At 62.8% G+C, this 25,926-nt stretch carries 19 protein-coding genes and 4 tRNA genes; 11 read left to right on the top strand and 12 right to left on the bottom strand.

Annotated features, from left to right (window positions below; all coding sequences use genetic code 11):
* Positions 1-76 precede the first annotated feature (76 nt).
* Complete coding sequence (locus DOM57_RS09175) at positions 77-1,867, bottom strand: acyl-CoA dehydrogenase C-terminal domain-containing protein (protein ID WP_110648908.1); 1,791 nt, start codon at positions 1,865-1,867, stop codon at positions 77-79.
* Positions 1,868-2,180: 313 nt separating this feature from the next.
* On the opposite strand from DOM57_RS09175, the gene DOM57_RS09170 reads away from it, so the two are divergent.
* A complete protein-coding gene (locus DOM57_RS09170; protein WP_110648907.1) occupies positions 2,181-3,839 on the top strand; it encodes a BCCT family transporter in 1,659 nt (552 codons plus the stop codon).
* Between the two features lie 289 nt (positions 3,840-4,128).
* On the opposite strand, the gene DOM57_RS09165 is transcribed toward DOM57_RS09170, so the two are convergent.
* From DOM57_RS09165 to serS, 4 genes are all read right to left on the bottom strand, one after another.
* Positions 4,129-4,851 (bottom strand): 3'-5' exonuclease, encoded by a 723-nt coding sequence (locus tag DOM57_RS09165; protein WP_110648906.1) that lies wholly within the window; start codon positions 4,849-4,851, stop codon positions 4,129-4,131.
* Positions 4,848-6,776: a putative nucleotidyltransferase substrate binding domain-containing protein gene (locus tag DOM57_RS09160; protein ID WP_110648905.1), complete on the bottom strand. Its 1,929-nt coding sequence runs from the start codon at positions 6,774-6,776 to the stop codon at positions 4,848-4,850. Before DOM57_RS09160 ends, DOM57_RS09165 begins: the two co-directional genes overlap by 4 nt.
* A 311-nt stretch (positions 6,777-7,087) precedes the next feature.
* On the bottom strand, positions 7,088-7,879 hold the full coding sequence (gene cobA, locus DOM57_RS09155) for a uroporphyrinogen-III C-methyltransferase (RefSeq protein WP_420820222.1): 792 nt from the start codon (positions 7,877-7,879) through the stop codon (positions 7,088-7,090).
* A 612-nt stretch (positions 7,880-8,491) separates the two neighbouring features.
* Positions 8,492-9,772 (bottom strand): serine--tRNA ligase, encoded by a 1,281-nt coding sequence (gene serS, locus DOM57_RS09150; protein ID WP_110648904.1) that lies wholly within the window; start codon positions 9,770-9,772, stop codon positions 8,492-8,494.
* A gap of 181 nt (positions 9,773-9,953) precedes the next feature.
* Here serS and DOM57_RS09145 point away from each other — a divergent pair, with 181 nt between their 5' ends.
* From DOM57_RS09145 to DOM57_RS09130, 4 genes are all read left to right on the top strand, one after another.
* Complete coding sequence (locus tag DOM57_RS09145) at positions 9,954-13,157, top strand: FAD-binding and (Fe-S)-binding domain-containing protein (RefSeq protein ID WP_110648903.1); 3,204 nt, start codon at positions 9,954-9,956, stop codon at positions 13,155-13,157.
* Positions 13,158-13,202: 45 nt separating this feature from the next.
* Positions 13,203-13,403, top strand: a complete 201-nt coding sequence (locus tag DOM57_RS09140; RefSeq protein WP_110648902.1) for a DUF2905 domain-containing protein — start codon at positions 13,203-13,205, stop codon at positions 13,401-13,403.
* 60 nt (positions 13,404-13,463) lie between these two features.
* Positions 13,464-13,907 carry a thioredoxin TrxC gene (gene trxC, locus DOM57_RS09135; protein WP_110648901.1) on the top strand — a complete coding sequence of 148 codons (444 nt, stop codon included), beginning with the start codon at positions 13,464-13,466 and terminating at the stop codon, positions 13,905-13,907.
* Between the two features lie 89 nt (positions 13,908-13,996).
* Entirely contained in the window at positions 13,997-15,796 is a 1,800-nt protein-coding gene (locus DOM57_RS09130; RefSeq protein WP_110648900.1) for a cation:proton antiporter, read from the top strand.
* Positions 15,797-15,854: 58 nt separating this feature from the next.
* On the opposite strand, the gene trpC is transcribed toward DOM57_RS09130, so the two are convergent.
* The 6 genes from trpC to DOM57_RS09100 form a co-directional block, all read right to left on the bottom strand.
* Positions 15,855-16,667, bottom strand: a complete 813-nt coding sequence (trpC, locus tag DOM57_RS09125; RefSeq protein ID WP_110648899.1) for an indole-3-glycerol phosphate synthase TrpC — start codon at positions 16,665-16,667, stop codon at positions 15,855-15,857.
* A gap of 260 nt (positions 16,668-16,927) precedes the next feature.
* Positions 16,928-17,947, bottom strand: a complete 1,020-nt coding sequence (trpD, locus tag DOM57_RS09120; RefSeq protein WP_110648898.1) for an anthranilate phosphoribosyltransferase — start codon at positions 17,945-17,947, stop codon at positions 16,928-16,930.
* A gap of 18 nt (positions 17,948-17,965) precedes the next feature.
* Complete coding sequence (locus tag DOM57_RS09115) at positions 17,966-18,550, bottom strand: anthranilate synthase component II (protein WP_110648897.1); 585 nt, start codon at positions 18,548-18,550, stop codon at positions 17,966-17,968.
* A 276-nt stretch (positions 18,551-18,826) separates the two neighbouring features.
* The gene (locus DOM57_RS09110; RefSeq protein WP_110648896.1) at positions 18,827-19,183 is read right to left on the bottom strand and encodes a type II toxin-antitoxin system HicB family antitoxin; all 357 of its coding nucleotides are present in this window, start codon (positions 19,181-19,183) and stop codon (positions 18,827-18,829) included.
* Positions 19,184-19,504: 321 nt separating this feature from the next.
* Positions 19,505-20,035, bottom strand: coding sequence for a DNA starvation/stationary phase protection protein Dps (gene dps, locus DOM57_RS09105; RefSeq protein WP_110648895.1), 531 nt, complete (start codon positions 20,033-20,035; stop codon positions 19,505-19,507).
* A gap of 225 nt (positions 20,036-20,260) precedes the next feature.
* A tRNA-Ala gene (locus DOM57_RS09100) sits at positions 20,261-20,336 on the bottom strand.
* Positions 20,337-20,658: 322 nt separating this feature from the next.
* Here DOM57_RS09100 and DOM57_RS09095 point away from each other — a divergent pair.
* From DOM57_RS09095 to DOM57_RS09070, 6 genes are all read left to right on the top strand, one after another.
* Positions 20,659-21,306, top strand: a complete 648-nt coding sequence (locus DOM57_RS09095) for a response regulator (RefSeq protein ID WP_110648894.1) — start codon at positions 20,659-20,661, stop codon at positions 21,304-21,306.
* A gap of 68 nt (positions 21,307-21,374) precedes the next feature.
* Positions 21,375-23,216, top strand: coding sequence for an excinuclease ABC subunit UvrC (gene uvrC, locus DOM57_RS09090; protein ID WP_110648893.1), 1,842 nt, complete (start codon positions 21,375-21,377; stop codon positions 23,214-23,216).
* A gap of 59 nt (positions 23,217-23,275) precedes the next feature.
* Positions 23,276-23,824, top strand: a complete 549-nt coding sequence (pgsA, locus tag DOM57_RS09085; protein ID WP_110648892.1) for a CDP-diacylglycerol--glycerol-3-phosphate 3-phosphatidyltransferase — start codon at positions 23,276-23,278, stop codon at positions 23,822-23,824.
* Positions 23,825-23,898: 74 nt separating this feature from the next.
* Positions 23,899-23,973 (top strand) — tRNA-Gly (locus DOM57_RS09080).
* Positions 23,974-24,134: 161 nt separating this feature from the next.
* Positions 24,135-24,208, top strand: a tRNA-Cys gene (locus tag DOM57_RS09075).
* Between the two features lie 58 nt (positions 24,209-24,266).
* Positions 24,267-24,354, top strand: a tRNA-Leu gene (locus DOM57_RS09070).
* Positions 24,355-24,425: 71 nt separating this feature from the next.
* Here the strand turns inward: DOM57_RS09070 and DOM57_RS09065 are convergent.
* On the bottom strand, positions 24,426-25,667 hold the full coding sequence (locus DOM57_RS09065; protein ID WP_110648891.1) for an FAD-dependent oxidoreductase: 1,242 nt from the start codon (positions 25,665-25,667) through the stop codon (positions 24,426-24,428).
* Positions 25,668-25,926 lie beyond the last annotated feature (259 nt).

Genomic DNA, 25,926 nt, shown 5'->3' with positions numbered 1-25,926 from the left:
ACGGCCATAAAAAAGCGCTCACTAAACGTAAGTGCTTCATTGAGGTGCATATAAGGTGGCCGAGCGAGCGCTCCGCTCAGAACAGGTCTGCGTCCATTGCCATCAAGCCCCCGGCTGCGGCCTCCAGCTGGCGTTCCAGGGCTTCGCTACGTGGCAGCAAGCGCTCGAGAAAATGGCGGCCGACGATCAACTTGGCACGGTAGAACGCGCTATCGCCGCCGTCACGTGCCAAGCCGGCGCGGGCGGCGCGGGCCGCCTTCCACCACATCCAGGTGTAGGCGGTAAACCCGAGCAACTGTAGATAGTCGTGAGCCGCCGCGCCCAACGCCGCCGTATCGTTTTCGGCACGCTCGAGCAGGGCTCGGGTGACGCGCTCGAGGCGGGCCAACTCGCGTTCGACGGCTTCCCGGAACGGGGCCGGCTCGGCATCGTCGCTTGTGGCCAGATCGCTCCGCACCTGCTCGGCGAAACGGGCAACGGAGGCGCCACGGTTGCGCGCCAACTTGCGCCCGACCAGGTCCATCGCCTGAATGCCATTGGTGCCTTCGTAGATCATGGCGATACGCGCGTCGCGCACGAACTGCTCCGCGCCCCACTCCACGCAGTAGCCGCTGCCGCCATAGATCTGCTGCGCCTCGACCGTGGCCTCGAAGCCGCGATCGGTGAGAAACGCCTTGGCCACCGGGGTCAACAGTGTCACCAGTTCGGCGGCGACCTCGCGAGTGGCGGCATCCGGATGATAGCTGGCGCGATCGAGTTCACGCGCGACGAAGGCGGCGAACAGCCGGCCACCCTCGTTCCACGAGCGCACGTCCAGCGCCATGCGCCGCACGTCGGGGTGGACCAGGATCGGATCGGCGGGCTTGTCCGGTGCCACCGCTCCGCCCGGTGCGCGGCTCTGCAGCCGGTCGCGGGCGAAGGCGATAGCACTCTGGTAAGCCACTTCGCCCAGGCCCAGGCCCTGGATGCCGATGGAAAGCCGCTCGTAGTTCATCATCGTGAACATCGTCGCCAGGCCCTGGTGTGGCTCGCCGATCAGCTCCCCCGTCGCCTGCTCGAAGTGCATCACGCAGGTGGCACTGCCCTTGATACCCATCTTGTGCTCCAGGCCGCCGCAGACGACGCCGTTGGGCTCGCCGAGAGAACCATCCTTCTCGACTCGAAACTTGGGCACCAGGAACAGCGAGATCCCCCTGGATCCCGGCGGCGCATCGGGAAGCCTGGCCAGCACCAGATGAATGATGTTGTCGCTCAGGTCGTGCTCGCCGCCGGTGATCCAGATCTTGCTGCCGGTAACCGCGTAGCTGCCGTCGGCATTGGGCACTGCCCGGGTCTTGATCAGCCCCAGGTCGGTGCCGCAGTGGGGCTCGGTCAGACACATGGTGCCCAGCCATTCGCCGCGGTAAAGGCGCGGCAGATAACGCGCTTTGATCGCCTCGTCGGCGCATTCGTCGAGCAGCAGAGCGGCGCCATTGTTGAGCGCCAGATAGAGCGCAAAGCTGGCATTGCCGGCGTAGAGCATCTCGTCGAAGGCCAGCGTCAGCAGCTTGGGCAGCCCCTGGCCGCCATATTCTGGATTGCCGCCCAGGCCGCACCAGCCACCTTCGGCGAAGGTATCGAAGGCGGACTTGAAACCGCTCGGTGTCCGCACGCGCCCGCTCTCGAAGCGGCAACCCTCGGCATCGCCGCTGGCATTGAGCGGGAACAGTTCCGACTCGACGATCCGCCCCGCTTCTTCCAGCACCGCATCGGCAAGTTCGGCATTGAGTTCCGCCATTGCCGGCATCGCCCGCCATTCGCGTTCGGCCTCGAAGACTTCGTCACGCACGAAGCGCAGTTCATCCAGTGGTGCTCGATAATCGGCCATCAAGGTCTCCCCGGGACGTTTTCAAACGTACGTTTCAATATAAGCCAGGATAGCGGCAAAGCGCTCTCTGACCTTGGTATGGGCCGGCCGAGCTGTCTTCCGGTCTTCCTCCCCGGTTGGAACACGGTATTCGTTCCGGGATAATTTGGAAACTTGCGTGTTTTCGCTGATCCGCCAGACTTGGGAGGGGTATTGGCGAGACCTCGAACGATGCTCACTCGAACGACGCTAAAGAGAAGCGCAAGGGAATTGTCGCGACTCGCCAGACGAGTCCGACATCAAGACGGTTGTAATCAAAAAATGGAGACGGCTAGTGGCTCAAGACGATGCTAATAACCAGCCGGACACGTCACAAGAAGGCGTACCGGCACCGGAAGGTCCCGCCAATCTCATCGATACCGATTATGTGATTGGGCAGGACAATATCCAGACCAACAAGTTTGGTTTCGATGTCGATCTGCACGGCAAGGTCTTTACGATCTCATCGCTGCTGATTCTCTTTTTCGTCATCATCACCCTGGCCCTGCCGGATCAGATGGGGCCGATTTTCAATGGCGCGAAAAGCTTTCTGACCGACCATCTGAGCTGGCTGTTCCTGTTTGCCGCCAACATCTTCGTGATCGTCTCGGTGGTGCTGATCTTCACACCGCTGGGCAAGGTAAGGATCGGCGGCATGCACGCCAAGCCGGACTTCAGCTATGCCGGCTGGTTCGCGATGCTGTTCGCCGCGGGCATGGGCATCGGGCTGATGTTCTACGGCGTGTCCGAACCGATTACGCATTTCGGCACCTCCCTCGGCGGTACGGTGGTCGAGAACGGCATGCGTACCGACTGGGCACCGTTGGGTGCGGCTCAGGGCAACGACGCCGGCGCTCAGTCGCTGGCCATGGCGGCCACGATCTTCCACTGGGGACTGCATCCCTGGGGCATCTATGCCGTGGTCGCGCTGTCGCTGGCGCTATTCTCGTTCAACAAGGGCCTGCCGCTGACCATGCGCTCGATCTTCTATCCGATTCTGGGTGAGCGCATCTGGGGCTGGCCGGGCCATGTCATCGATATCCTGGCGGTGTTCGCGACCCTGTTCGGTCTGGCAACCTCGTTGGGGCTGGGCGCGTCCCAGGCCTCCGCCGGCCTGCACTATCTGTTCGACACTCCCAATACCAACGTCACCATGGTGCTGCTGATCATCGGCATCACTCTGGTGGCACTGCTCTCGGTGGTTCTGGGCGTCGACAAAGGCGTGCAGCGACTGTCGCAGATCAATATGGTGCTGGCTTTCCTGCTGCTGCTGTTCGTGATCATCGTCGGCCCGACAATGCTCATTGCCACGGATTTCTTCGCCAATCTGGGCTCCTATTTCACGCATCTGCCGGCGCTATCGAACCCCTTCGGGCGTGAAGACGTCAACTTCGTCCATGGCTGGACGGCGTTCTACTGGGCGTGGTGGATCTCCTGGTCGCCGTTCGTCGGCATGTTCATCGCCCGCGTCAGCCGCGGCCGCACGGTGCGCGAATTCCTGATCGCCGTTTTGGTCGTGCCGACTCTGGTATCCGTGCTGTGGATGACCACTTTCGGCGACACCGCCATCCACCAGTTCGTCGCCGAGGGTTTCGAAGGAGTCAAGAATGCTGCGCTGGAATTGCAGCTGTTCGCCATGCTCGGCCAACTGCCGCTGAGCGGCATCACCTCCTTCATCGGCATCATCCTGGTCATGGTGTTCTTCATCACCTCGTCCGACTCCGGTTCGCTGGTGATCGATTCGATCACCGCCGGCGGCAAGGTCGATGCCCCGACACCGCAGCGGGTTTTCTGGGCTTTGATCGAGGGTGCCATTGCCATCGCGCTGCTGCTGGGCGGCGGTCTCACCGCGCTGCAGGCAGCGGTCATCGCCACCGGCCTGCCGTTTACCCTGGTGCTGCTGGCGGGCTGTTACGCCATCGTCCAGGGGCTGCGTTCGGAGCCGCGCAACTAGCGTCGACAAGGCTCGACACGAGACAACGGGCAGCCCTTCGGGGCCGCCCGTTTGCGTCGACGAAATGAAAACTCCGATCAACAGGGCGTAATGAGGCTATGTACGAAAAGTCGGCGAGCGACGGTCAGACAAGGCAAAAATCAGCGAAAAGACGGAGTTTACGGGTGTAAATGAGTATGTTACTCGCTCCGCTCGCCCTTCGGGCCGTCCTTCGGACGTTCTGAACTGAAGTTCAGTGAGCTGATTTTTAACGCCGTATGACCGAGCGCAGGCAGTTTTTGTACAAAGCCTAGCGCCAGAGTGCGCCGATCGGCGTATCCCAACGATAGTGATACTGAATCTGCGCCTGCAGGAGCTCGGCGGTGGCCAGCGCATCGACCAGCGCATGGTGGCCGGTATAGGCCGGCAGATGGTAGCGCTGGCGGCTTTCGTGCAAACGGATGGAGGCGACCGGCCGCCCTGCCCAGCGCCGCAGCCTCGCCCACCAGGACTGGCGGTGAATCTGCGCCTCCAGCGACATGGTGTCGACCATCGGGAACAGCAGTCCTTCGCCCAGGCGCTCGCGCATCGCCGCATCAAGGAAGGCGCGCTCCAGGCGCCGGTAGTGCACCACCGCCAGCCGTCCGCTCAACATCGTCAGCAGATCGTCGATGATCGTCGTGAAGTCCGGCGCGCTCTCCACTTCGGAGTGAGTGATGTGGTGAAAGGCGACCGACTCGTCGCTGAGCGCCCGCCTTGGTGACAATACCCAGTAGTTGCCGTCGGCGGGCCGAATGCGCGACAGCGTGAACGGAACCACGCCGACGCTGACGATATCGTGGCGCGAGGCATCCAACCCGGTGGTCTCGAAATCCATGGCGACCAACGGCGCCTCGCCGATCGGCATTTCCGGGTCCAGCGTAGTCTGGGCGAAAAATCGGGACAGACGGGGTTCCTTGACCTGCTGCGCCCGTGCCGCCAGGTAGGTCGGCCAATCATCCGCCTGCTGCCGGTCTCGCCTACGTATACTCATCGCGCATCCTGCTTCGACGGCGCGTCCTTCTTCGACGGCATGGTATAGCGGAAGGAGAGGAATTGCTGGGCGTGACTGATGGCCTCGAAGGCGTCCTTGAGGTGGTGGCGCTCGCGGCTGTCGATATTTTCCGGATTGACGCTGTTGTCCGGCTCCCTGCCCTGCTCGATGGCATCCGCCTGATGACGGATGCGTACCATCGACAGAAACTCGAAGGCATAGCGCAGGCGCTCGACGACACCGTCCGCCACCAGCTTGGTGCCTTCGATATCGTCTAGCCGGGCAAAGGTGTTTTGCGCTTTCGAACCGCACGCCAGCGCATGCACGCGAACCAGATCGGTCAATGGCGCGGTACCGCGCCGCTTCAGATTGATCGACTTGCGGTGCTCGCCATCCCGTTCCATCACGAAAGTGCGGAAGAAGCCCAGCGGCGGCGTGCGATTCTTGGCATTGCGCGCCAGCGCCGCGAGGAACCGCTGACGCTGCGGCGCGACCTCGGCGATCAGATCCTGCAGCGCCTCGACCATCGGCGCCTCGCCGTGCACCGGCGCCAGATCGAAGAAAATCGAGCTGTGCAGCAAGCGTTCGGGATTGGGGTCGTCCATCCACTCCATGAAATAGCGCTTCCACACCGCCAACGGCTGCCGCCAGCGGGGATTGGTGGCCATGATATCCCCCTTGCACAGCGGGTAGCCGCAGGCGTCGAGCCCATTGCTGACGAACCGGGCCAGGGCTTCGAAATAACCGTCGTGACGCTCGGGATCGAAGCTATCGTCGAGAATCAGCGCGTTGTCCTGATCCGCGGTGATGGTCGGTTCCTCCCGCGCCATCGAGCCGAGCACCATGAAACAGTAAGGTACCGGCGGCGGCCCCAGCTCGGCCTCGGCCAGTTCGATCAGGCGCTGGATGAAACTGCGCCCGATGGTCGCCAGCGCGCGGCTGACCATCTCGGAATTGGCGCCGTCGGCGACCAGGCGCACGAACGCCGTGCGCACTTCGCCGGAGAGCCTGGCCAACTCGTCGGGCGTGTTCTGGAGATAGATGTTGTTGACCAGAAACAGGCTGCTGTGGGTCTCGTAGCGCACGATGTCGGAGAGATGCAGCACCCCCATCGGCTGGCGGCGATGCAGTACCGGCAAGTGATGGACCTGGTTGCGCAGCATGCACAGCATCGCCTCGTAGACCGACTCGTCGGACTGCACCACGATCACGCGGCGTGACATCACCTCGCCCACCGGCGTCTCCGGCGAAAGTCCCTCGGCAAGCACTCGGGTACAGAAATCGCGATCGGTCAGGATTCCGCTGAGCTTCCAGTGCTTGCCGTCGCGATCGCTGAAGGTGTAGGCGGAGTGCGTTTCGGTGACGTCGATCACCAGTACGCAGGTGGCGTTGGCATCGCGCATGTGCTGCGCAGCCTCTTGCAATGAAGTCGAGGCCTCCACCATCTGCGGCTGGCGATGAACCAGTTTGCGCACCCGCGTGGTCATCAACTCGCTATCGTCGCGCTGCTGCTCCACCGTGACCTTGAGACGTTGGCCGCCGGTATCGAAGAACTCGGCGAAGTCGTCATCCTCGTCGCACACCGCCTCGAAGACAGCCCCCGGGATGAAGTAGATCAAGGTGTCTTCGATCGCATTGACCGGATAGCGCACGGGGCGGTGGCGCAGCAGATCCGAATAGCCGAAGATGCCGCCCTCGCCGAGACGGTTGAACAGCCGGCCACTGCGCTGATACATCTCGACCGCACCGCTGCGCACGTACCACAGCGCGTCGATCGGCTGATCCTTGGTCAGCAGCTCGCTGCCGGCCTGAAAATAACGGATCTCCACCGCCGCCGCGATGCGGTCGAGCAAGGCATCCGGCAGATTGTCGAAAGGCGCAAACTGCGCCATGTGGCCACGAATGTCCAGCTGTTCGATGTTCATGCCGCTCCCGTGGACTGCGCAGAGATGAGGTCTTGTCTGAAAAGTCGGCGAGCGATGATCAAGCAAGGCAAAAATTGGCGAAGAAGCGGAGTTTACACGGGGTAAATGAGCATTTTGAGCCAATTTTTAACGCTGCATGGTCGAGCGCAGACACTTTTCAGACAGACCGTAGATTTCATTCTCGGAGTGCCCGCAGGTGGCGTCAATCTTGCCGCTCGCTACTAACTCTTTGAAACCGATAGCCTACTCGTTGAAGTCGATGGCATGCGCCGTCTGGCGTCACGGCAACGGCAACGGCAACGGCAAGCGGCTCAAGCGCTCTCGGAGCGGGAAAGCGGCGTCGGATGCTTGCCCTCGACCCAGCCGAGGCTGCCGCTGTCCGTGGGCCGGAACCACTCGAGCGTCTCGGCCAGCCGCACCACGCTGCCGATCACGATCAGTGTCGGCGGCTTGGGGGCAGCGGTTTTCAGGCTTGGCGGCAGCGCAGCGAGACTGCCGAGATGGATGCGCTGACTGGCGGTGGTGCCCTGCTCGATCAACGCCAGCGGCGTCTCGCCGGCCATGCCATGCGCGATCAGACGTTCGCAAATCGTTTCCAGCGCGCCCAGCCCCATGTAGAACACCAAGGTCTGTCCGTCGCGCGCCAGGGCGGGCCAGTCGAGATCGCAGCTGCCATTCTTGAGATGCCCGGTGACGAAGCGCACCGACTGGGCATGATCGCGATGGGTCAATGGAATCCCGGCGTAGGCGGCGCAGCCGGAGGCAGCGGTGATGCCGGGCACCACCTCGAAGTCGATGCCGGCGGCGGCCAGGGTTTCGAGTTCCTCGCCGCCGCGTCCGAAGATGAAAGGGTCGCCGCCCTTCAGCCGCACCACCCGATGACCGGCGCGCGCCCACGACACCAATGCCTGATTGATGCCGTCCTGCGGCACACTGTGCCGGGATCGTGCCTTGCCGACATAGAAACGCTTGGCGTCGGGATTGGCCAGCGCAAGGATCTCCTGGCTGACCAGGCGGTCATGGACGACTATCGTGGCCCGCTGCAACTGCTTCAGCGCCTTGAGCGTCAGCAGCTCCGGGTCGCCCGGCCCGGCGCCAACCAACGCGACACGGCCGCGCCGCCACTTTCCGGTGTCTGGCTCCACCGGCCCGGTGGCCGGATTCGCGGCATCGACGCGCGGTGGCAGACGCACGCTGCACAGCGACGGCTGTGTCGGCACGAAGACCGGCACGCCGGCCTCGCGAGCGTGCCGCGCCAAATACGCGTCACGCGCCACGTCGCCACTGGCGATCAGCCACAACTGACCCGCAGCGGGGCGCGGAGGATCATCGGCTCGAATCGCCCAATCCTGCTCATCGCACAATCCACGCAATGCCGGCATCACCGAATCGGCATGCAGCGTCAGTCGCGGCGCGAGTCCGGCGAACTGGCGTGCCAGCGCCAGGGCCTCGCTGCCGCCACCGACCAGGTGGAGATCGAGCGCGGCCGGATCGTACTGCAGGGTCAGGGATTCGGTCACGGTGAAAACGCCGGTTGAGAACACGAAGAAAGGGGTGTCTTTAGAACGAAACAACCAGATTCATCCTGGCTCTTAGATCGAAAGTGTAAAGAGCCAAAGCCGTCGCTCCAAGAAACGCTTTCTTGCATGGTTATAACCAAACGATCCCTCGCCATCGCTTGCGAGGGATCGTTCGGTGCGGTGCGAAACCCGGCGTCAATCGGCGTTGATACGGGTCACGCCGCCCATGTAGGGCTGCAGGATGGCGGGGACATCGATGCTGCCATCGGCATTCTGGAAGTTTTCCAGCACCGCCAGCAGGCAGCGCCCCACGGCCAGGCCGGAGCCGTTGAGGGTATGCACCAGTTGCGGCTTCTTCTGCTCGGGGCTACGGAAACGCGCCTGCATGCGCCGCGCCTGGAAATCCTCGCAGTTGGAGACGGAAGAGATTTCACGATAGGTCCGCTGGCTCGGCAGCCACACTTCCAGGTCGTAGGTCTTGGCGGCACCGAAACCCATGTCGCCGGCACACAGCGTCACCACCCGGTACGGCAGCTCCAGCGCCCGCAGGATCGCTTCGGCATGGCCGCGCATCTCTTCCAATACCGCGTAGCTGGTCGCCGGCTCGACCACCTGCACCATTTCGACCTTGTCGAACTGATGCTGGCGGATCATGCCGCGGGTATCGCGACCGTAGGCACCCGCCTCGCTGCGGAAGCAAGGGGTATGGGCGGTGAGCTTGAGCGGCAGCGCGGCCCGGTCGAGGATCTCGTCGCGCACGAAGTTGGTCAGCGGCACTTCGGCGGTGGGAATCAGGTAGTAGCCGTTGTCGCCGGTGAGCCGGAACAGATCCTCGCCGAATTTCGGCAACTGGCCGGTGCCGACGAGCGAGTCGGCATTGACCATGTAGGGCACGTAGCACTCTTCGTAGCCATGCTCCTGGGTCTGCTTGTCGAGCATGAACTGGGCCAGCGCCCGATGCAGGCGCGCGATCGGCCCGCGCATGACGGCAAAACGCGAGCCGGTCAGCTTGGTCGCCAGTTCGAAATCGAGATAGCCGAACCTGGCGCCGAGATCGACGTGATCGCGCACCTCGAAGTCGAACTCGCGCGGCGTGCCCCAACGATGGAGTTCGACGTTGTCGTTCTCGTCCGCCCCCTCGGGCACGCTGTCATGCGGCAGGTTGGGCAGGCCGGCGACCATGTCGTCCCAGGCCCGCTGGACTTCGGCCAGCTCGCGCTTGGCGCGGTCGAGATCGTCGCCCAACTGGCCGACCTCGGCGAGCAGCGGCTGGATATCCTCGCCGGCGGCCTTGGCCTTGCCGATCGCCTTGGAGCGCACGTTGCGCTCGTTCTGCAGCTGCTCGGTCGCGGTCTGCAGCTCACGACGCCGGGACTCGAGCGACTCGAGACGAGCGATATCGAGCGTGAAGCCCCGCAGGGCCAGGCGTTGGGCGACGAACTGCGGATCGCTTCGCAACAGCTTGGGATCGAGCATGACGGTGTTCCGTGGTTGAGGTGATTCGTTTGCCGGCGCTTGCCGGGCGATCATTGTAAGGAAAACCCCATCGCCGCACCATGCGGCATGGCTGCCAGATTGCGGCCGGCGCGTTACACTCTGTCGACCACGCTCGGCCTTGCACTGACTTCATTCCCAGACCCTGACAGCCTGATAACTCATGATTGCACGCCTCGACCCGGCCAGCGCCGACCTGACCCTCGACGAGCGCTACCGGCGCTTCCTCGATGAACTCCAGAATGCAGGTTTCGCCGGCGATATCGCCCCCGATGCCGCCAACCGCACCGTGCTGGCCACCGACAACTCGATCTATCAGCGCCTGCCGCAGGCGGTGCTCTACCCGCGCGATGGCGAGGATCTCCAGCGCATCGCACGCCTGATCGCCCGCGACGATTACCGCGATGTCGTGCTTGCGCCGCGCGGCGGAGGCACCGGCACCAACGGCCAGTCGCTCACCGATGGCCTGGTCGTCGATGTCTCCCGGTACATGAACCGGATTCTCGACATCGACGTCGAGAACCGCCGCGTGCGGGTTCAGGCGGGCGTGGTCAAGGACCAGCTCAACGCCGCGCTCAGACCCTTTGGGCTGTTCTTCGCCCCGGAGCTTTCGACCTCCAACCGCGCCACTCTCGGCGGCATGATCTCCACCGACGCCAGCGGCCAGGGCAGTTGCGAATACGGCAAGACCCGCGATCACGTGCTCGAACTCGACGTGGTGCTGCGCGGCGGCGAACGCTTCACCAGCCGCCCGCTCTCTACGGAAGCGCTGGAGGAAATCTGCCGGCGCGCGGATATCGTCGGCGACATTCACCGCACCGCCCGGGACATCGCGGAGAGCCAGCGCGAGCTGATCGCGGCCAGGTTTCCGCCGCTCAACCGCTGCCTGACCGGCTACGATCTCGCCCACCTGACCGACGCCGAGGGGCGTTTCGACCTCAACAGTCTGCTGTGCGGCTCGGAAGGCTCGCTGGCTTTTTTGAACGAGGCGACGCTCAACGTCCTGCCGCTGCCCAAACATTCGGCCCTGGTCAACGTGCGCTACGCGAGTTTCATGGATGCGCTGCGCGACGCCAAGGCACTGATGTCGGAGGGGCGCCCGACATCGATCGAGACCGTCGACGACAAGGTACTGCTGCTGGCGATGGAGGATTTCGTCTGGGACGCGGTGGCGGAGTTCTTCCCCGACGAAGGCAAGCCGATTCGCGGCATCAATCTGGTCGAGTTCAACGATGACGACCCCGAGCGGCTGGCCGCGCGAGTGCGGGCGTTCACCGAGCATCTCGGCACCGATGCCAGCGTCGAGCGCTTCGGCTATACCCTGGCCGAAGGGCGCGAGTGCATCCAACGGGTCTACGCCATGCGCAAGCGCGCCGTGGGCCTGCTCGGCAACGCCAAGGGCGAGAAGCGTCCGATTCCGTTCGTCGAGGACACCGCGGTGCCGCCGGAGCGATTGGCCGACTACATCGCCGAGTTCCGCCGCCTGCTGGACGAGCGCGGACTGGATTACGGCATGTTCGGTCATGTCGATGCCGGCGTGCTGCATGTGCGCCCGGCGATCGACATGAAGGACCCGGAGCAGGCGCGGCTGATCCGCGAGCTTTCCGACGCCGTGGCGGCGCTGACCCAGCGTTACGGCGGGCTGCTGTGGGGCGAGCACGGCAAGGGCGTGCGTTCGGAGTATTCACCCAGGTTCTTCGGCGAGCTGTATCCGGCGCTGCAGCGGGTCAAGGCGGCCTTCGACCCGTGCAACCAGTTCAACCCCGGCAAGATCGCCACGCCGCTTTCTATCCCGCCCGAAACCGCGGGGCTCTCTAGCCTGCCCGAAACTACAGGGCTCTCTAGCCCGCCCGCAACCGCGGGCAAGTACACCGGCGAAACCGGCATCGTCGGTGGCTTCGACCCCGGCTTGCTGACGGTGGACGGCCTACCCACCCGCGGCGAACTGGATCGCCAGATCGACGAGCGGGTGTGGCAGGAGAACGCCAGCGCGGTCTACTGCAACGGCAACGGCGCTTGCTACAACTACGATCCCCAGGATGCGATGTGCCCGTCGTGGAAGGCGACGCGCCAACGCATCCACTCGCCCAAGGGACGGGCGAGCCTGATGCGCGAATGGCTGCGCCGTCAGGGCAACGCCGGTGTCGACGTGCTCGAGGTGAGCCGCGAGCAACGGCGCAGCGGCCTCATCGATTGGCTGCGCTCGCAGCCGGGCAAGCTTTCCCGCCACGCCGCCCGCCGGCGCGGCGAAGCGGATTTCTCGCATCAGGTCTATGACGCCATGGCCGGCTGTCTGGCGTGCAAGTCCTGCGCCGGCCAGTGTCCGATCAAGGTCGACGTGCCCGATTTCCGCTCGCGCTTCCTGGAGAGCTATCACAGCCGCTATGCGCGGCCGCTGCGTGACTATCTGATCGGCGGGCTGGAGTTCGTCATTCCTCACTTGCAGCCGGTGGCACCGCTCTACAATGCGCTGCTCGACAACCGTCTGGTCGACCGCCTGCTGGCCCAGGGCATCGGCATCGTCGACAGTCCACGACTCTCCCGCGCCAGCTTGGAGAAAGTGTTGCACGCCTGGGGCGTGGCCGAGGCCACGCCGCTGACGCTGGGGCGACTGACCGAGAACCAGAAGAGCCGCAGCGTGGTGCTGGTTCAGGATGCCTTCACCAGCCATTTCGAGTCGCGGCTGGTGATGGATGTCGTCGAGTTGCTGTCGCGGCTGGACATCCGCGTGTTCGTCGCCCCCTTTCAGCCCAACGGCAAGCCGCTGCACGTGCAGGGCTTCCTCGGTCGTTTCCGGCGCGTCGCCGAGCAACAGGCCGAACGCTTGAGAACGCTGGCCGGGTTCGGCGTGCCGCTGGTGGGCATCGACCCGGCGATGACGCTCACCTACCGCCAGGAGTACGTCAAGACGCTGGGGCCGCGCGCCGTGCCGGAAGTGCTGCTGCTGCAGGAGTGGCTGCTCTCGCTCGGCCAGACGCTGCTGCCGCGGGGCTGGGATGCCGAGGCGGCAAGGAACGCCGATCCCGGCTACCGGCTGCTGACTCACTGTACCGAGAAGACCAATGCGCCGGGCAGCCCCAGGGCGTGGCAGCAGCTGTTCGAACGCTTCGGTTTGTCGCTGGACCTGGTCGCCAGCGGCTGCTGCGGCATGTCCGGCACCTATGGCCACGAGGCGCGCAATCGCGAGACCTCGGAAGCGATCTACGATCTCTCCTGGCGCGCGCCGGTGGAGGACGAGGCCAATGCCGGCCGCCTGCTGGCCACCGGCTACTCCTGCCGCAGCCAGGCCAAGCGGCTTTCCGGCCAGGCACTCGCCCATCCGTTGCAGGCGCTGTTGAAGAGGGTCAAGATTGCTGGACCAGGCTGATGTTCATCGGCTTGGCGGAGGCCTGAACATCCAGCATTGAATCTCATGTCCAAGACACTCATCGTCATCGGTCTTGTCGCCATCGCTGCCGGTCTGCTGTGGCCCTGGCTGAGCAAGCTGCCGCTCGGTCATCTTCCCGGCGACATCGTGATCAAGCGCGATAATTTTTCGTTCTTCTTCCCGATCACCACCATGATCCTGCTCAGCGGTGCGATTTCCCTGCTCCTCTGGCTGTTGAATCGCTGAGCATTCCCGACGCCACTGACCTATCCTCTTCGACATTCCACCACGCAGGAGACGATCCCCATGTCCGATACCCAACATGTCGTCTGCCCGCATTGCCATGCGGTCAACCGCGTCGCCAGCGCGAGGCTGGCGGATGCGCCCAGGTGCGGCCAGTGCCACAACGTGCTGTTCACCGGTGAGCCGCTCGCCCTGGATTCGGTCAATTTCGACCGTCACGTTTCGCGTAGCGACCTGCCGCTGCTGGTCGATTTCTGGGCCGACTGGTGTGGCCCGTGCAAGGCGATGGCGCCCGGCTTCGCGCAAGCCGCCCGCGAACTCGAGCCCCATATGAGACTCGCCAAACTCGATACCGAGGCGGCGACCGATGTGGCATCCCGTTTCGGTATCCGCAGCATTCCGACGCTGATCCTGTTCCGCGGCGGCCGCGAGATCGCCCGCCGGGCCGGTGCCCTGGGGCAGGCCGACATCGTGCGCTGGGCCCGGCAGCATCTCGCCGCCGTCTGAATTTCTCGCCTCATCCTCTGTTCGGCATTGCATCGGCGGCATGCCGCCGCTAGTCTGCGCGCTTTTTTGAACCCTGCGGAGAGACTGCGATGGAAAATGCCGCACTTGCCCTGACCGGCATCGGCCTGATGGCGCTGATCTGCCAATGGCTCGCCTGGCAACTGCGGGTCCCCGCGATTCTCCCCCTGCTGATCGCCGGCATCGCCGTCGGCCCGGTCACCGGTGTGCTCGAGCCCGACGCGATTCTGGGCGATCTGCTGTTCCCGCTGGTCTCCCTGGCGGTGGCGGTGATCCTGTTCGAGGGCGCATTGACGCTGGATTTCCGCGAGCTTCGCGGCCACGGTCGCACGGTGAGCCGGCTGGTGACCTGGGGCGCGCTGATCACGGCCTTGATCGGCATCGCCGCCGCGCATCTGATGCTCGACCTCTCCTGGGAGATGGCCAGCGTGCTGGGAGCCTTGCTGGTGGTGACCGGCCCCACCGTGGTGCTGCCGCTGCTGCAGACGCTTCGCGCCCGCGTACATGTGAGTCAGATCCTGCGCTGGGAAGGCATTCTGATCGACCCGATCGGCGCGATCGGCGCGGTATTGGTGTACGAATTCGTTGCCCTCGGCTTCTCCAACGGCGCCGCCACCCATACGCTGATCAGTTTCGCCCAGACGGCGGTGATCGGTTTCGGGCTGGGTATCGCCGGCGGTTATCTGTGGGGCAGCGTGCTGCGCCATCACTGGCTGCCGCAACGCCTGCACAGCTTCGGCACGCTGATGATCATGCTGACGCTGTTCACGCTCTCCAACCAGCTGTTCCATGAGTCCGGACTGCTGACCGTGACGGTCATGGGCGTGTGGATGGCCAACATGCGCGGCGTACCGACCCAGCCGATCCTGGAGTTCAAGGAGACGCTGTCGATCCTGTTGATTTCGGGTCTGTTCATTCTGCTCGCGGCCCGCCTGAGCCTCGCGCAGTTGGGCTTGCTGTCGTGGCAGGCGTGGGTGTTCCTGGCGATCCTGGTCTGGGTCGCACGTCCGTTGACGGTGTGGCTGTGTACGCTGGGCAGTTCGCTCAACTGGCGCGAAAAGGCGCTGCTGGCCTGGCTGTCGCCGAGGGGTATCGTCGCCGCGGCAGTCGCCTCGCTGTTCGCCATTCGCCTCGAGGAACTGGAGGTGCCGGGTGCCGAGTTATTGGTGCCGGTGACCTTTCTCGTGATCATCAGCACGGTGGTGGTTCAGAGCCTGTTCTCACGCCCCCTGGCCCGGCTGCTCAAGGTCAGCGAACCGACTCCGTCGGGCTTTCTGATCACCGGCGCCAACCCGGTGGCGCGTGCCTTCGGCAGGATTCTGCAGGATGCGGGGTTCATCGTGCGGCTGTGCGACCACAACTGGGACGCGGTGCAGGAAGCGCGCATGGCCAACCTGCCGACCTATTACGGCAACCCGCTTTCGGAGCATGCCGCCCAGCACCTGGAGCTGACCGGCATCGGTCATCTATTGCCGCTGTCACCCTACCGCGAACTCAACAATCTCGCCGCGCTGCACTTCGAGCATATTCTCGGCCACGGCAAGGTATTCCGGCTGGCGGTGGAGTCCTCCCGCAGCGCACGGCGCCATCACCAGCAGGCGCTGGCCCATCTGCCGCTGCTGTTCGACGGCAATACCAGCTCCACCCGGCTATCGAGCCTGATCGGCCAGGGCGCGGTGCTGCGCCAGGCCAGGATCAGCGAGAACTTCGATATCGAGGACTATCACCGCACCCACCAGGATCGCCTGCTGACGCTGTTCACGGTCTCGGCCAGTGGACGCGCCCGCATCGCCACCGCCGACAAGCCACTGACCCCCAAGCCCGGCGATACCTTGATCAGCCTGATATTCCCGGATTCGCCGGAGTTCTGAGGCTCTAAACGATGACACCGCNNGCGGTGTCATCGTTTGTGTGGCCGGAAGAAACGAATCAGAAAAACAGCCGGCGCAGCGCACTACCCGGTTCTTCCTCGCGCATGAAGGCTTCGCCGACCAGGAAGGCGTTGACGTCGTGTTCGCGCATGCGCTCGACGTCGTCGCGGGTATGGATGCCGGATTCGGTCACCACGGTGACGCCGCGCGGGATACGCTTGAGCAGTTCGAAAGTGGTGTCCAGCGAGGTCTCGAAGGTACGCAGGTCGCGGTTGTTGATGCCGACCAGCGGCAGATCCAGCTGCAGCGCCCGTTCGAGTTCGAAGTTATCGTGCACTTCCACCAATACGTCCATGCCCAGATCGGTGGCCTGCTGATAGAGATCCTTGAGCTGGGCGTCGTCGAGCGCGGCAACGATCAGCAGAATGCAGTCGGCGCCGATGCCCCGGGCTTCGGCGATCTGGTAACCGTCGATGATGAAGTCCTTGCGAATCACCGGCAGTCCGCAGGCTTCCCGCGCCGCGATCAGATAGTCCTCGTGGCCCTGGAAGTAGTCGGCATCCGTGAGTATGGAGAGGCAACTGGCGCCCGCGGCGGCGTAATCGGCAGCGATGTCGGCGGGCCGAAAGTCTTCGCGGATCACGCCCTTGGATGGCGATGCCTTCTTGATTTCGGCGATCACCGCCGGGTCTCCGCCATCGATACCGTCGTTGAGCGCTTTGATGAAGCCGCGCGGAGCGCTCTGCGTCTTCGCCCGCGCCAGCCAGGTCTGCTCGCTGGCAGCCATACGGCGTTCGGCGATCTCCTCGCGCTTGCGCGTCAGGATCTTGGCCAGGATGGTTGGCAGTTCACTTTCTCGCGAAGCAGTCATAAAGGCGGGCTCCTGTCATCGTTGTTTGGATAACACTGCATAAATGTCTGCGCGGGCGAATCGCTGCGCTATGATCACCATCCCTAGCGGTCACCAAAGGCCGGCCTACGGCCGTTCAAATTCGCTCCCGGCGAATTTGTGCGCGGTGCTCGAAGACTCGCCTAACCCCATGTTATGTCTCGTCCTCTGCGCTCCGTGCGCCTTGCGCTTCATCCCGCTCGCCTATTTATTCAGCGCTTCCTTTGGCTCACCCGGCGAACTCATTCTTTAAAAACGCGGGTGAAATCCGCCAATTCCTTGAGTTTTTCCAGCGGCAGCTTGGAGGCCTGCGCATCCTGCGCCATCAACACGCCTTCCTTGAGCGAGTCGGCGATATCGGCGGCAAACAGCGCAGCACCGGCATTGAGCGCAACGATGTCCCCGGCCGCGCTCTTGCCCATCAACGCCTCCTTGACCAGCTTGAGGCTATCCTCGGCGGTCACCACCTTCAGCGGTGCCAACGACTGGCGTTCGAGCCCCAGGGATTCCGGAGTGATGGTGTACTCATGGATCTCGCCGTCACGCAACTCCGCGACCCGGGTGGGCGCCGCGAGCGAAATTTCATCGAGGCCGTCCTCAGCATGGACCACCAGCACGTGTCGGCTGCCGAGCTTGCGCAGCGACTCCGCCACCAGCGGCACCAGATGCGGAGCATAGACGCCCAGCAGTTGGTTGGGGGCACCGGCCGGATTGGTCAGCGGACCGAGAATGTTGAATACGGTACGCACGCCCATTTCGCGACGCGGACCGATCGCATGACGCATTGCCTGGTGATGGCGTGGCGCGAACATGAAACCGACGCCGACCTGCTCGATGCAGCGGGCGATGGTGGCAGCATCCAGATCGAGGTAGATGCCGGCGACATCGAACAGATCGGCGCTACCGGAGGAAGACGACACGCCCCGATTGCCGTGCTTGGCGACATGACCGCCTGCGGCGGCAACCACGAAGCTGGAAGCGGTGGAGATATTGAATAGATTGGCGCCGTCGCCGCCGGTACCGACGATGTCGACCACGTTATCGCAATCGATCGCCACCGGCTGCATCAGTTCACGCATGACCTGTGCCGCCGCCGTGATTTCGTCGGCCGTCTCGCCCTTCATCGCCAGCGCGATCAGAAAACCGGCGACCTGTGCGTCCGTCGCCTCGCCGGTCATGATTACCTGCATGACGGCATAGGTGTCGTCGAAGCTCAAGTCCTCTCGGCGCATCAAGGCGCCTATGGCATCCCGCATTTGCATGTTGGTTTTCCGCCGTAGTTAGCGCCGCTTCAGGAAGTTGGCCAGGAGTTCGTGCCCCTGCCGCGACAGGATCGATTCGGGGTGAAACTGAACGCCTTCGATGTCCAGCGTCTTGTGTCGCAACCCCATGATCAACCCGGGCGTGACGTCATCATCGTCGACCCAGGCCGTCACTTCGAGGCAATCCGGCAAGGTCGCCTTATCCACGACCAGCGAATGATAGCGCGTAACCTCGAGCGGATCGTCGAGCCCCTCGAACACACCGTGGCCGGTGTGGCGAATGGACGAGGTCTTGCCGTGCATGACCTGCGGGGCGCGAACGACGCTGCCGCCGTAGACCTGACCGATCGCCTGATGTCCCAAACACACACCGAGAATCGGCACTTTGCCGGCAAAATGGCGAATGGCCGCCATCGAGATGCCGGCCTCGTTCGGGGTGCAAGGGCCCGGCGAGACCACCAAATGACTCGGGCCGCGACGCTCGAGGTCGGCCAGGTCGATCTCGTCGTTGCGCACGGTGACGACCTCGGCCCCCAACTCACCGAGATACTGGACGATGTTGTAGGTGAAGCTGTCGTAATTGTCGATCATCAGCACGGACATGGTTTCAATATCCTGTTTCAGCGGGATTTTCGGTCCCAAGATGAGTACCCGGCATTATCGGGATCGATTCAGTACCTATACCAGCCGTGCAGGGAGTCCAGACACAAAAATGCCGCCCTGACGGCGGCACACAATTCCACGAGTCGATGCCGCCCGGTTCAGGAGCGCCACCACCACTGGAAGCTGTTTAGCGTGTCTAAAATGTTCATGCGCCCAAGTCTGCGTTTGGCGACGAAAGCTGTCAAGCGGCCCACGCTTGCGCCTGGCTCGAAACGGTCAGTCGTCGAGTGCAACATCACCGAAGTGAAGCAGCAGTTCGTCGATATCGGGAAAGATCGGTTCCACCGCTGCCTGCCCGGTTCTCCTGGGACCGAGGCGGATACGCAGAAACTGCCAGAAGATCAAGCCGTAGTCGGACAGGTAGCGGCCGACAAAGCCCTGTTCCGGAATCCCCTTCCCTGTCTCAAGCCGGGTAGCCAAGTGTGCGATGATGCTGACCTTGAACGCATCGAATGCCTGGATATCACCATCGCCCGTCACGAGAAAACCCGGCAATGCCGGGGCGAAAGCTTCCCATCGACCGTCGGCTTGCGCGGCCGGCCGTATTGCCACATCGAACACGAATTCCCGCATCTTGGTCTCACCTCGGCGGCGTATCCTTCGTCTCATCGCCTAATCATGGCGCATGACGGACGAGGAACTCATTGCAGCATTGTGACAGGTGAGGCTGGCAACGAATGTGCAAAAACCTATAAATGAATAGGCCTTTTCGGGAACAGACAGAATGCCCAGCATCGCTCCGACCGAGCCGAAGCCCAGCGGTACTTGCGATGGGGTTAAGCTAAATACCGGAAGATGCTGAACGCGAACGATTCCAAGGCGAGCAGCGGAAGAATGATGACGGCCGGATTCGGCGGGCAGGCCACCGCCTGCCCTTGCTGTCGCCAGTCGGTACTACTCCTGGAGGTGTGCTTCAATGAACCACAGGTTGCTGTCCAGGGTTTTAGACACTCCGGTCAACAGATCGGAGCTGTCCTCGTCACCGAGATCGCTCGTCTCGTCGATGGATTTTCGAACAGCGGCCCCGACAGCAGCGTAGTGATCGGCCAGGGCCCGCAGGTGATCCTCCACCTTGTGGATGTTGGTCGGATACGGTTTCAGGCTGGTGTTGCTCGAGACGTCCTGGACCGTGCCGTGAGCGGTCCCGCCCAGTTGCACGAGTCGCTCGGCGATCTCATCGACATGGCCATCCAGCGCGCCCCGAAACCCATCCAGCATCTCATGTACGCCGATGAACTGGATGCCCTTGAGGTTCCAGTGGGCCTGCTTGATGGATAGCGCCAGGTCGATCGTCTCGGCCAGTCGAGCGTTCATGATCGCGACGACTTTCTCCCGCTGTTTCTCCGGGATATCGTTGCGAGTGGGGTAAAGGGCCTCGGCCTTGCCCTGAGCCTCTTTGATATTCCGCGTTTTTGCACCGCTCATGTGTCATGTCCTTTGTCACTGGTCATAGAAATGCGCCACGCACGAATGGCTAGCGGCGCCACCACTTCTTGAGCTTGGTATTTTCAACGCGGATATCAAGCATTGATCTCGATCATCTCTATCTATGAGAGCCATAGGTTTCGATGATTGCCCATGACGGCGTTACGACAACGAAAAAGCCGCCTGGTGTCTAGCTCACCAAGCGGCTGATTCGAAACTAAATTTTGGTGGAGCCTAGCGGGATCGAACCGCTGACCTCAACACTGCCAGTGTTGCGCTCTCCCAGCTGAGCTAAGGCCCCTTACCGGCGCTCCCGAAGGAACGCGGCGTACTATAAAAAGCTCGTCAAAAGGAGTCAACCGGATTTTGGAATTAATGTGATGTGCGCTTCACGACGTCAGCTGGCAGACCATTTGCCGTTGGCAATTTTCGTCTAACGAAAGTGGAGTATTCGGTCCAATAACGTGTCAAACTGACGTTTCAAGGGAAAGGCCTCTGTCAAACAAGGAAGCCACGCAAGTAAAACAAATGGTGAAAACCGGAACGACCGCGCCACCGGCCAAGACGCTGGCACGATTTGCATCACCGAGTTTTCATGGGGAGCGGATACCGCAGGAGTCGTCTTGATTAGGGTATTGATAGCCGACGATCATCACCTGGTTCGTACCAGTATCGCGCGTGTACTGGCCAGTGAACCTGACATCGATGTCGTTGCCGAAGCCGACAGCGGCGAAAGCACGCTCAACGCCTGCCGCGAAAGCACACCCGACATCGCCCTGGTCGATATTCGCATGCCAGGTATCGGCGGATTGGATGTCATTCTCAAGCTGTTGCGTTCGCAGCCGCAGATCCGTGTAGTGGTTCTCACCGGCCAGGTCGAGGAAAGCACGGCTCAACGATTGATCGATGCCGGAGTGGCGGGTTTTATCAGCAAGGGAACGCAACTGGATCTGATGATCGAAGCCGTTCGCCGCGTGTATGGCGGCGAGCGCTTCATCAGCCCCGACATCGCCCAGCGTGTCGTGCTCGCCCGCAGCTCGGGGCAGCACAACCCCTTCGATCAGCTGTCGCACCGGGAGTTGCAGATCGCGATGATGATCATGCATTGCCACAAGGTCAGCCAGATTTCGGAGCAGCTCTGTCTGAGCCCGAAGACCGTCAACACCTACCGCTATCGCATCTTCGATAAGTTGCAGGTGCACTCCGATGTCGAGCTGACCCACCTGGGGTTGCGCCATGGGCTGGTGGAAGGGTTCGTCACGTTCCAGTGAACGATCCCCGGCACTGCGAAAGTGCAGGCTTTTTCAGGCTCCCGGACGGACTTTGGTATACTGCGCACATGAGCGACAGTCCGATCGATACCCCGGCGCGATTCGACGCCAAGCACTTTCTCAAATCCGTCTCCGAGTCCCCCGGTGTCTACCGGATGCTCGACGAGCACGCCAACGTGCTGTATGTCGGTAAGGCCAAGCGACTCAAAGCGCGACTCGCCAGCTATTTTCGCGGTGCACTGAACACCAAGACACAGGCGCTGGTCGCGCGCATTCAGGATATCCAGGTCACCATCACGCGTAGCGAGACCGAAGCCCTGCTGCTCGAGCAGACGCTGATCAAGGAGCTGCGGCCGCCCTACAATATCCTGCTGCGTGACGACAAGTCCTATCCGTACGTTTTCGTCACCGATCGCCACCCCTACCCGGCGCTCGAATTCAAACGCGCTCGGCAAAAACGTCGGGATGGGCGCTACATGGGGCCTTATCCAAGCGCGACGGCAGTGCGCGAAAGTCTCTCGCTGATGCAGAAGATATTTCGTATCCGCAACTGCGAGGATAGCGTTTTCGCCCATCGCGACCGTCCATGCCTGCAGTACCAGATCAAACGCTGCAGCGCGCCTTGCGTCGACAACATCAGCCAGGCCGATTATCAGCGCGACGTCGAACACGCGGTCATGTGCCTGGAGGGACGCAGCGAGCAGGTCACGCAGCAACTGACGCAGGATATGGAGCGCGCCAGTCAGGCCCTCGACTTCGAGGAAGCCGCCCGCCTGCGCGACCAGATACAGCAGTTGCGACGACTGCAGGAGAAGCAGTTCGTCGACAACGCGGCTGGCGACGCCGATATCTTCGCGCTGGCCGAGCAGCCAGGCGGACTGTGTATCAGCGTGCTGGCCATCCGCCAGGGTCGCATGCTCGGTGCCAGACACTACCAGCCGGAAAACGGACTCGACCTGGGCGCTGGCGAGTTGCTGAGCGAATTCGTCAGCCAGTTCTATCTCGGTCAGTCCAAGGAAATTCCCCAGGAGGTGATTACCTCCCACCCGCTGGTGGACGGCGAACTGCTCCAGTCGGCACTCGGCGAGCAGGCCGGCCGGCGTGTGCGTGTCGCCACCCAGGTGCGTGGACACCGTGCCCAATGGCAGCGCCTGGCCACAACCAACGCCGAGCAGCACCTGGCGACGCAGCTCGCCAACCGCAGCCAGTTGAGCAAGCGCTTCGACTCGCTGCGCGAGGCACTGGGGCTCGAAACCCCGCCGGCAAGGCTCGAATGCTTCGATATCAGCCACAGCCATGGGGAAGCCACGGTGGCCTCCTGCGTGGTGTTCGATGCCGATGGCCCGATCAAGTCCGACTACCGGCGCTTCAATATCGAAGGCGTCGCGGCCGGCGACGATTACGCCGCCATGCGTCAGGCACTGACGCGGCGCTTCAAGCGACTGCAGAAAGGCGAAGGCAAACTGCCGGACATCCTCGTCGTCGATGGCGGCAAGGGCCAGCTCAACATGGCGCGTGAAGTCATCGCCGAACTGGACGTCACCGGCATGACGCTGATCGGCGTCGCCAAGGGCGTCACCCGTAAAGCGGGATTGGAGACGCTATTCATCGAGACGGTCGACAGGACGCTCAATCTCGACACCAGTTCACCAGCGCTGCACCTGATTCAGCACATTCGCGACGAGGCCCACCGATTCGCCATCACCGGACACCGTCAGCGTCGCGACAAGCAGCGACGGACCTCCTCGCTGCAGGATATTCCCGGTGTCGGACCCAAGCGGCGGCGCGAACTGCTGCGCTTCTTCGGCGGTCTTCAGGGGGTCCGCAAGGCGACTCGGGAAGACCTGGCCCGCGTACCCGGCATCAACGAGCAGATGGCGACCACCATTCATCAAGCGCTCCATGGATGAGCGCGCGCGTCGGGCGTAAAATGCCTCCACCCAAACTCAGCAAGGACGCTAGCGGCTCGATGAACATTCCCAACATGCTCACCCTGGCAAGAATCGTGTTCATACCGCTGCTGGTGGTGCTGTTCTACCTTCCCTACGGCTGGAGCCTGCCGGTTACCGCCGCCCTGTTCGGGGCCGCCGCGGTCACCGATTGGCTGGATGGCTACTTGGCCCGACGCTGGAATCAGAGCACTCCCTTCGGCGCCTTTCTGGACCCGGTCGCCGACAAGGTCATGGTCGCTGTCGCCCTTGCCCTGCTGATCGAGCGCTACGAGGTGTTCTGGCTGACGCTACCGGCCCTGGTCATCATCGGGCGCGAAATCGTCATTTCGGCCCTGCGCGAATGGATGGCGGAAATCGGCCAGCGCAAGCGGGTGGCCGTCTCCTGGATCGGCAAGTCGAAGACCACGCTCCAGATGGTCGCCCTGCTGCTGTTGCTGGGTTTTCCCCCCGCCTCGCATATCGCCGGTCTCGGTATCGTTCTGCTCTACGCCGCCGCCGTCCTGACTTTGTGGTCGATGATTCAATACCTGAAAGCCGCGTGGCCCGAGCTCACCCGCTCCCTCTAAGCGAAAAGCGACCGAAAAGTGACATAAGCGTTTGACAGGTACGGACTTATCCTTATAATGCGTCGGCGAGTTGAGCGGGAATAGCTCAGTGGTAGAGCATCGCCTTGCCAAGGCGAGGGTCGGGAGTTCGAATCTCCTTTCCCGCTCCATAACTCGATGAGGATGGAAGGTTAGTGAGGGTCGGGATCTGGAACGCCAGCCCGGTCGATCTCCTTTCCCGCTCCATAACTCGATGAGGATGGAAGGTTAGTGAGGGTCGGGATCTGGAACGCCAGCCCGGTCGATCTCCTTTTAAGCTCCAAACTCAGATGGCTGGATGGCAGAGTGGTTATGCAGCGGACTGCAACTCCGTGTACGCCGGTTCGATTCCGACTCCAGCCTCCACTTCCCAAGCATCGAACTCCCCTGGTTCGGTGACCTCCCGAGTTTCCCGACGTCGTCGGCCCGGATGGCGAAATTGGTAGACGCAAGGGACTTAAAATCCCTCGGTGGTTAACACCGTGCCGGTTCGACCCCGGCTCCGGGCACCATTTTTCAGTGATTTACCAATTTCAGTCCTCGGCGACGTCTATCCTGGTCGCAGATGCTGGCCCCATCTAAGTCAGCTCTTCCCCCACCGCACGTGTTCCGGACGAATTCCCAGCCCGACCAGCCGACCGGCAAGGTGCGCCAACGTCGGCCAGCGCGCGATGTGACGCATGAATGCAGGAGGTCCTTCACGCCGGGGTTCATCGGAATCGCGACGGCGACGATCCCGCTGCATCATCAATTGCAGCTTTTGTGTCACTTTGGTCGGAAACGAACGGCGAGCCTCGACCGCAGCCAGATGCCTGTCCTCGACCCGTCCGCGAGCAAGCGGTTCGGCCAGCAGATTCGCTGCGGCGACGGCATCCTGAATCGCCAGATTGACGCCGAAGCCACCGATCGGCGACATCGCATGAGCGGCATCGCCGATACAAAGCAGCCCCGGCCGCCACCAGCGCTTCAAGCGATCGATCCGGATACTGAGCAAGTGCACGTCATTCCAGGATCGGACTTCCTGCATGCGATCGGCGGGCAACGGCGAGACCGAGGACACCGCCGCACGAAACGCGTCGATGCCCTGCGCCTTCACCTCGGCGAAGCTGCCCTTGCGCACGACGTATCCGCACTGCCAGTAATCTCCGCGATCAATCATGACGAATCCCTGGCGCGGACCGCCATGTCCCATCGTGTAGGGTGGATCGTCCGGGGCGTGCGACAGCTTCATCCACAGCACGTCACGGGGAGCGCCGAAGCGCTCGACCTCCAGTCCGGCCTGCTGACATATGACGGACTGGCGCCCATCGGCACCGACCACCAGATTGGCGCGAACCGCCAGCTCGCCATTTGGGGTTCGTGCGCGCAGCCCGACCACCCTGTTCCGCTCCTCGATCAACGCTACCGCCGCCGCGGACATGACCAACCGGAAGTTCGGAAGCTTCTCGGCCTCGCGGGCGACATAGTCGAGAAAGTCCCACTGGGGCATGAAGGCGATGAAGCGGCATTTCGTCGGCAGGCGCGAAAAATCGGCCAGGGTGACGTCGCGCCCGCCAATCTCCGCGTGCAGTCTGGGGGCTTCGGTATGCGGCAGCGCCAGCAGGCCTTCCAGCAGCCCCAGTTCGGACATCACCTCGAGCGTGGACGGGTGAATGGTGTCTCCCCGGAAGTCGCGGAGGAAGTCGGCGTGTTTCTCGACAATGGTCACGTCGATGCCGGCACGCGCCAACAGCAGCCCCAGCATCAAGCCTCCCGGGCCGGCACCGGCGATCACGCAGCCCGTGTCGATGCATTCATCTACGCGATAGGTGTCTGTTCGACTCATGTCTCTATGACTCATGATGGAGCTACCTCACCCATTTACGTACAATGCCCGCCTTTGGCTACGCAGCGGAAGATATATAGAGCCTGGGATGAAATCGACATGGGCTAGGGCCTGATCACACTATTCACGCGGCCACGACGGAGCCGGTTTTTTCGTGAGGCTAGGCGCGAGCCTCGGGTTTTGGTGGTTCCAAGCGCTTGGCTCGTAACGACGCCTCGCGGAAAAACCGGCCCGTCCCTTCGGGTTGCGCGTCAAATAC

Source organism: Salinicola peritrichatus, from assembly GCF_003206715.1.
GTDB classification, from domain to species: Bacteria; Pseudomonadota; Gammaproteobacteria; order Pseudomonadales; family Halomonadaceae; genus Salinicola; species Salinicola peritrichatus.
Note: the sequence above shows the minus strand (reverse complement) of the source record. Positions and strands in the feature narration are given on the sequence as shown.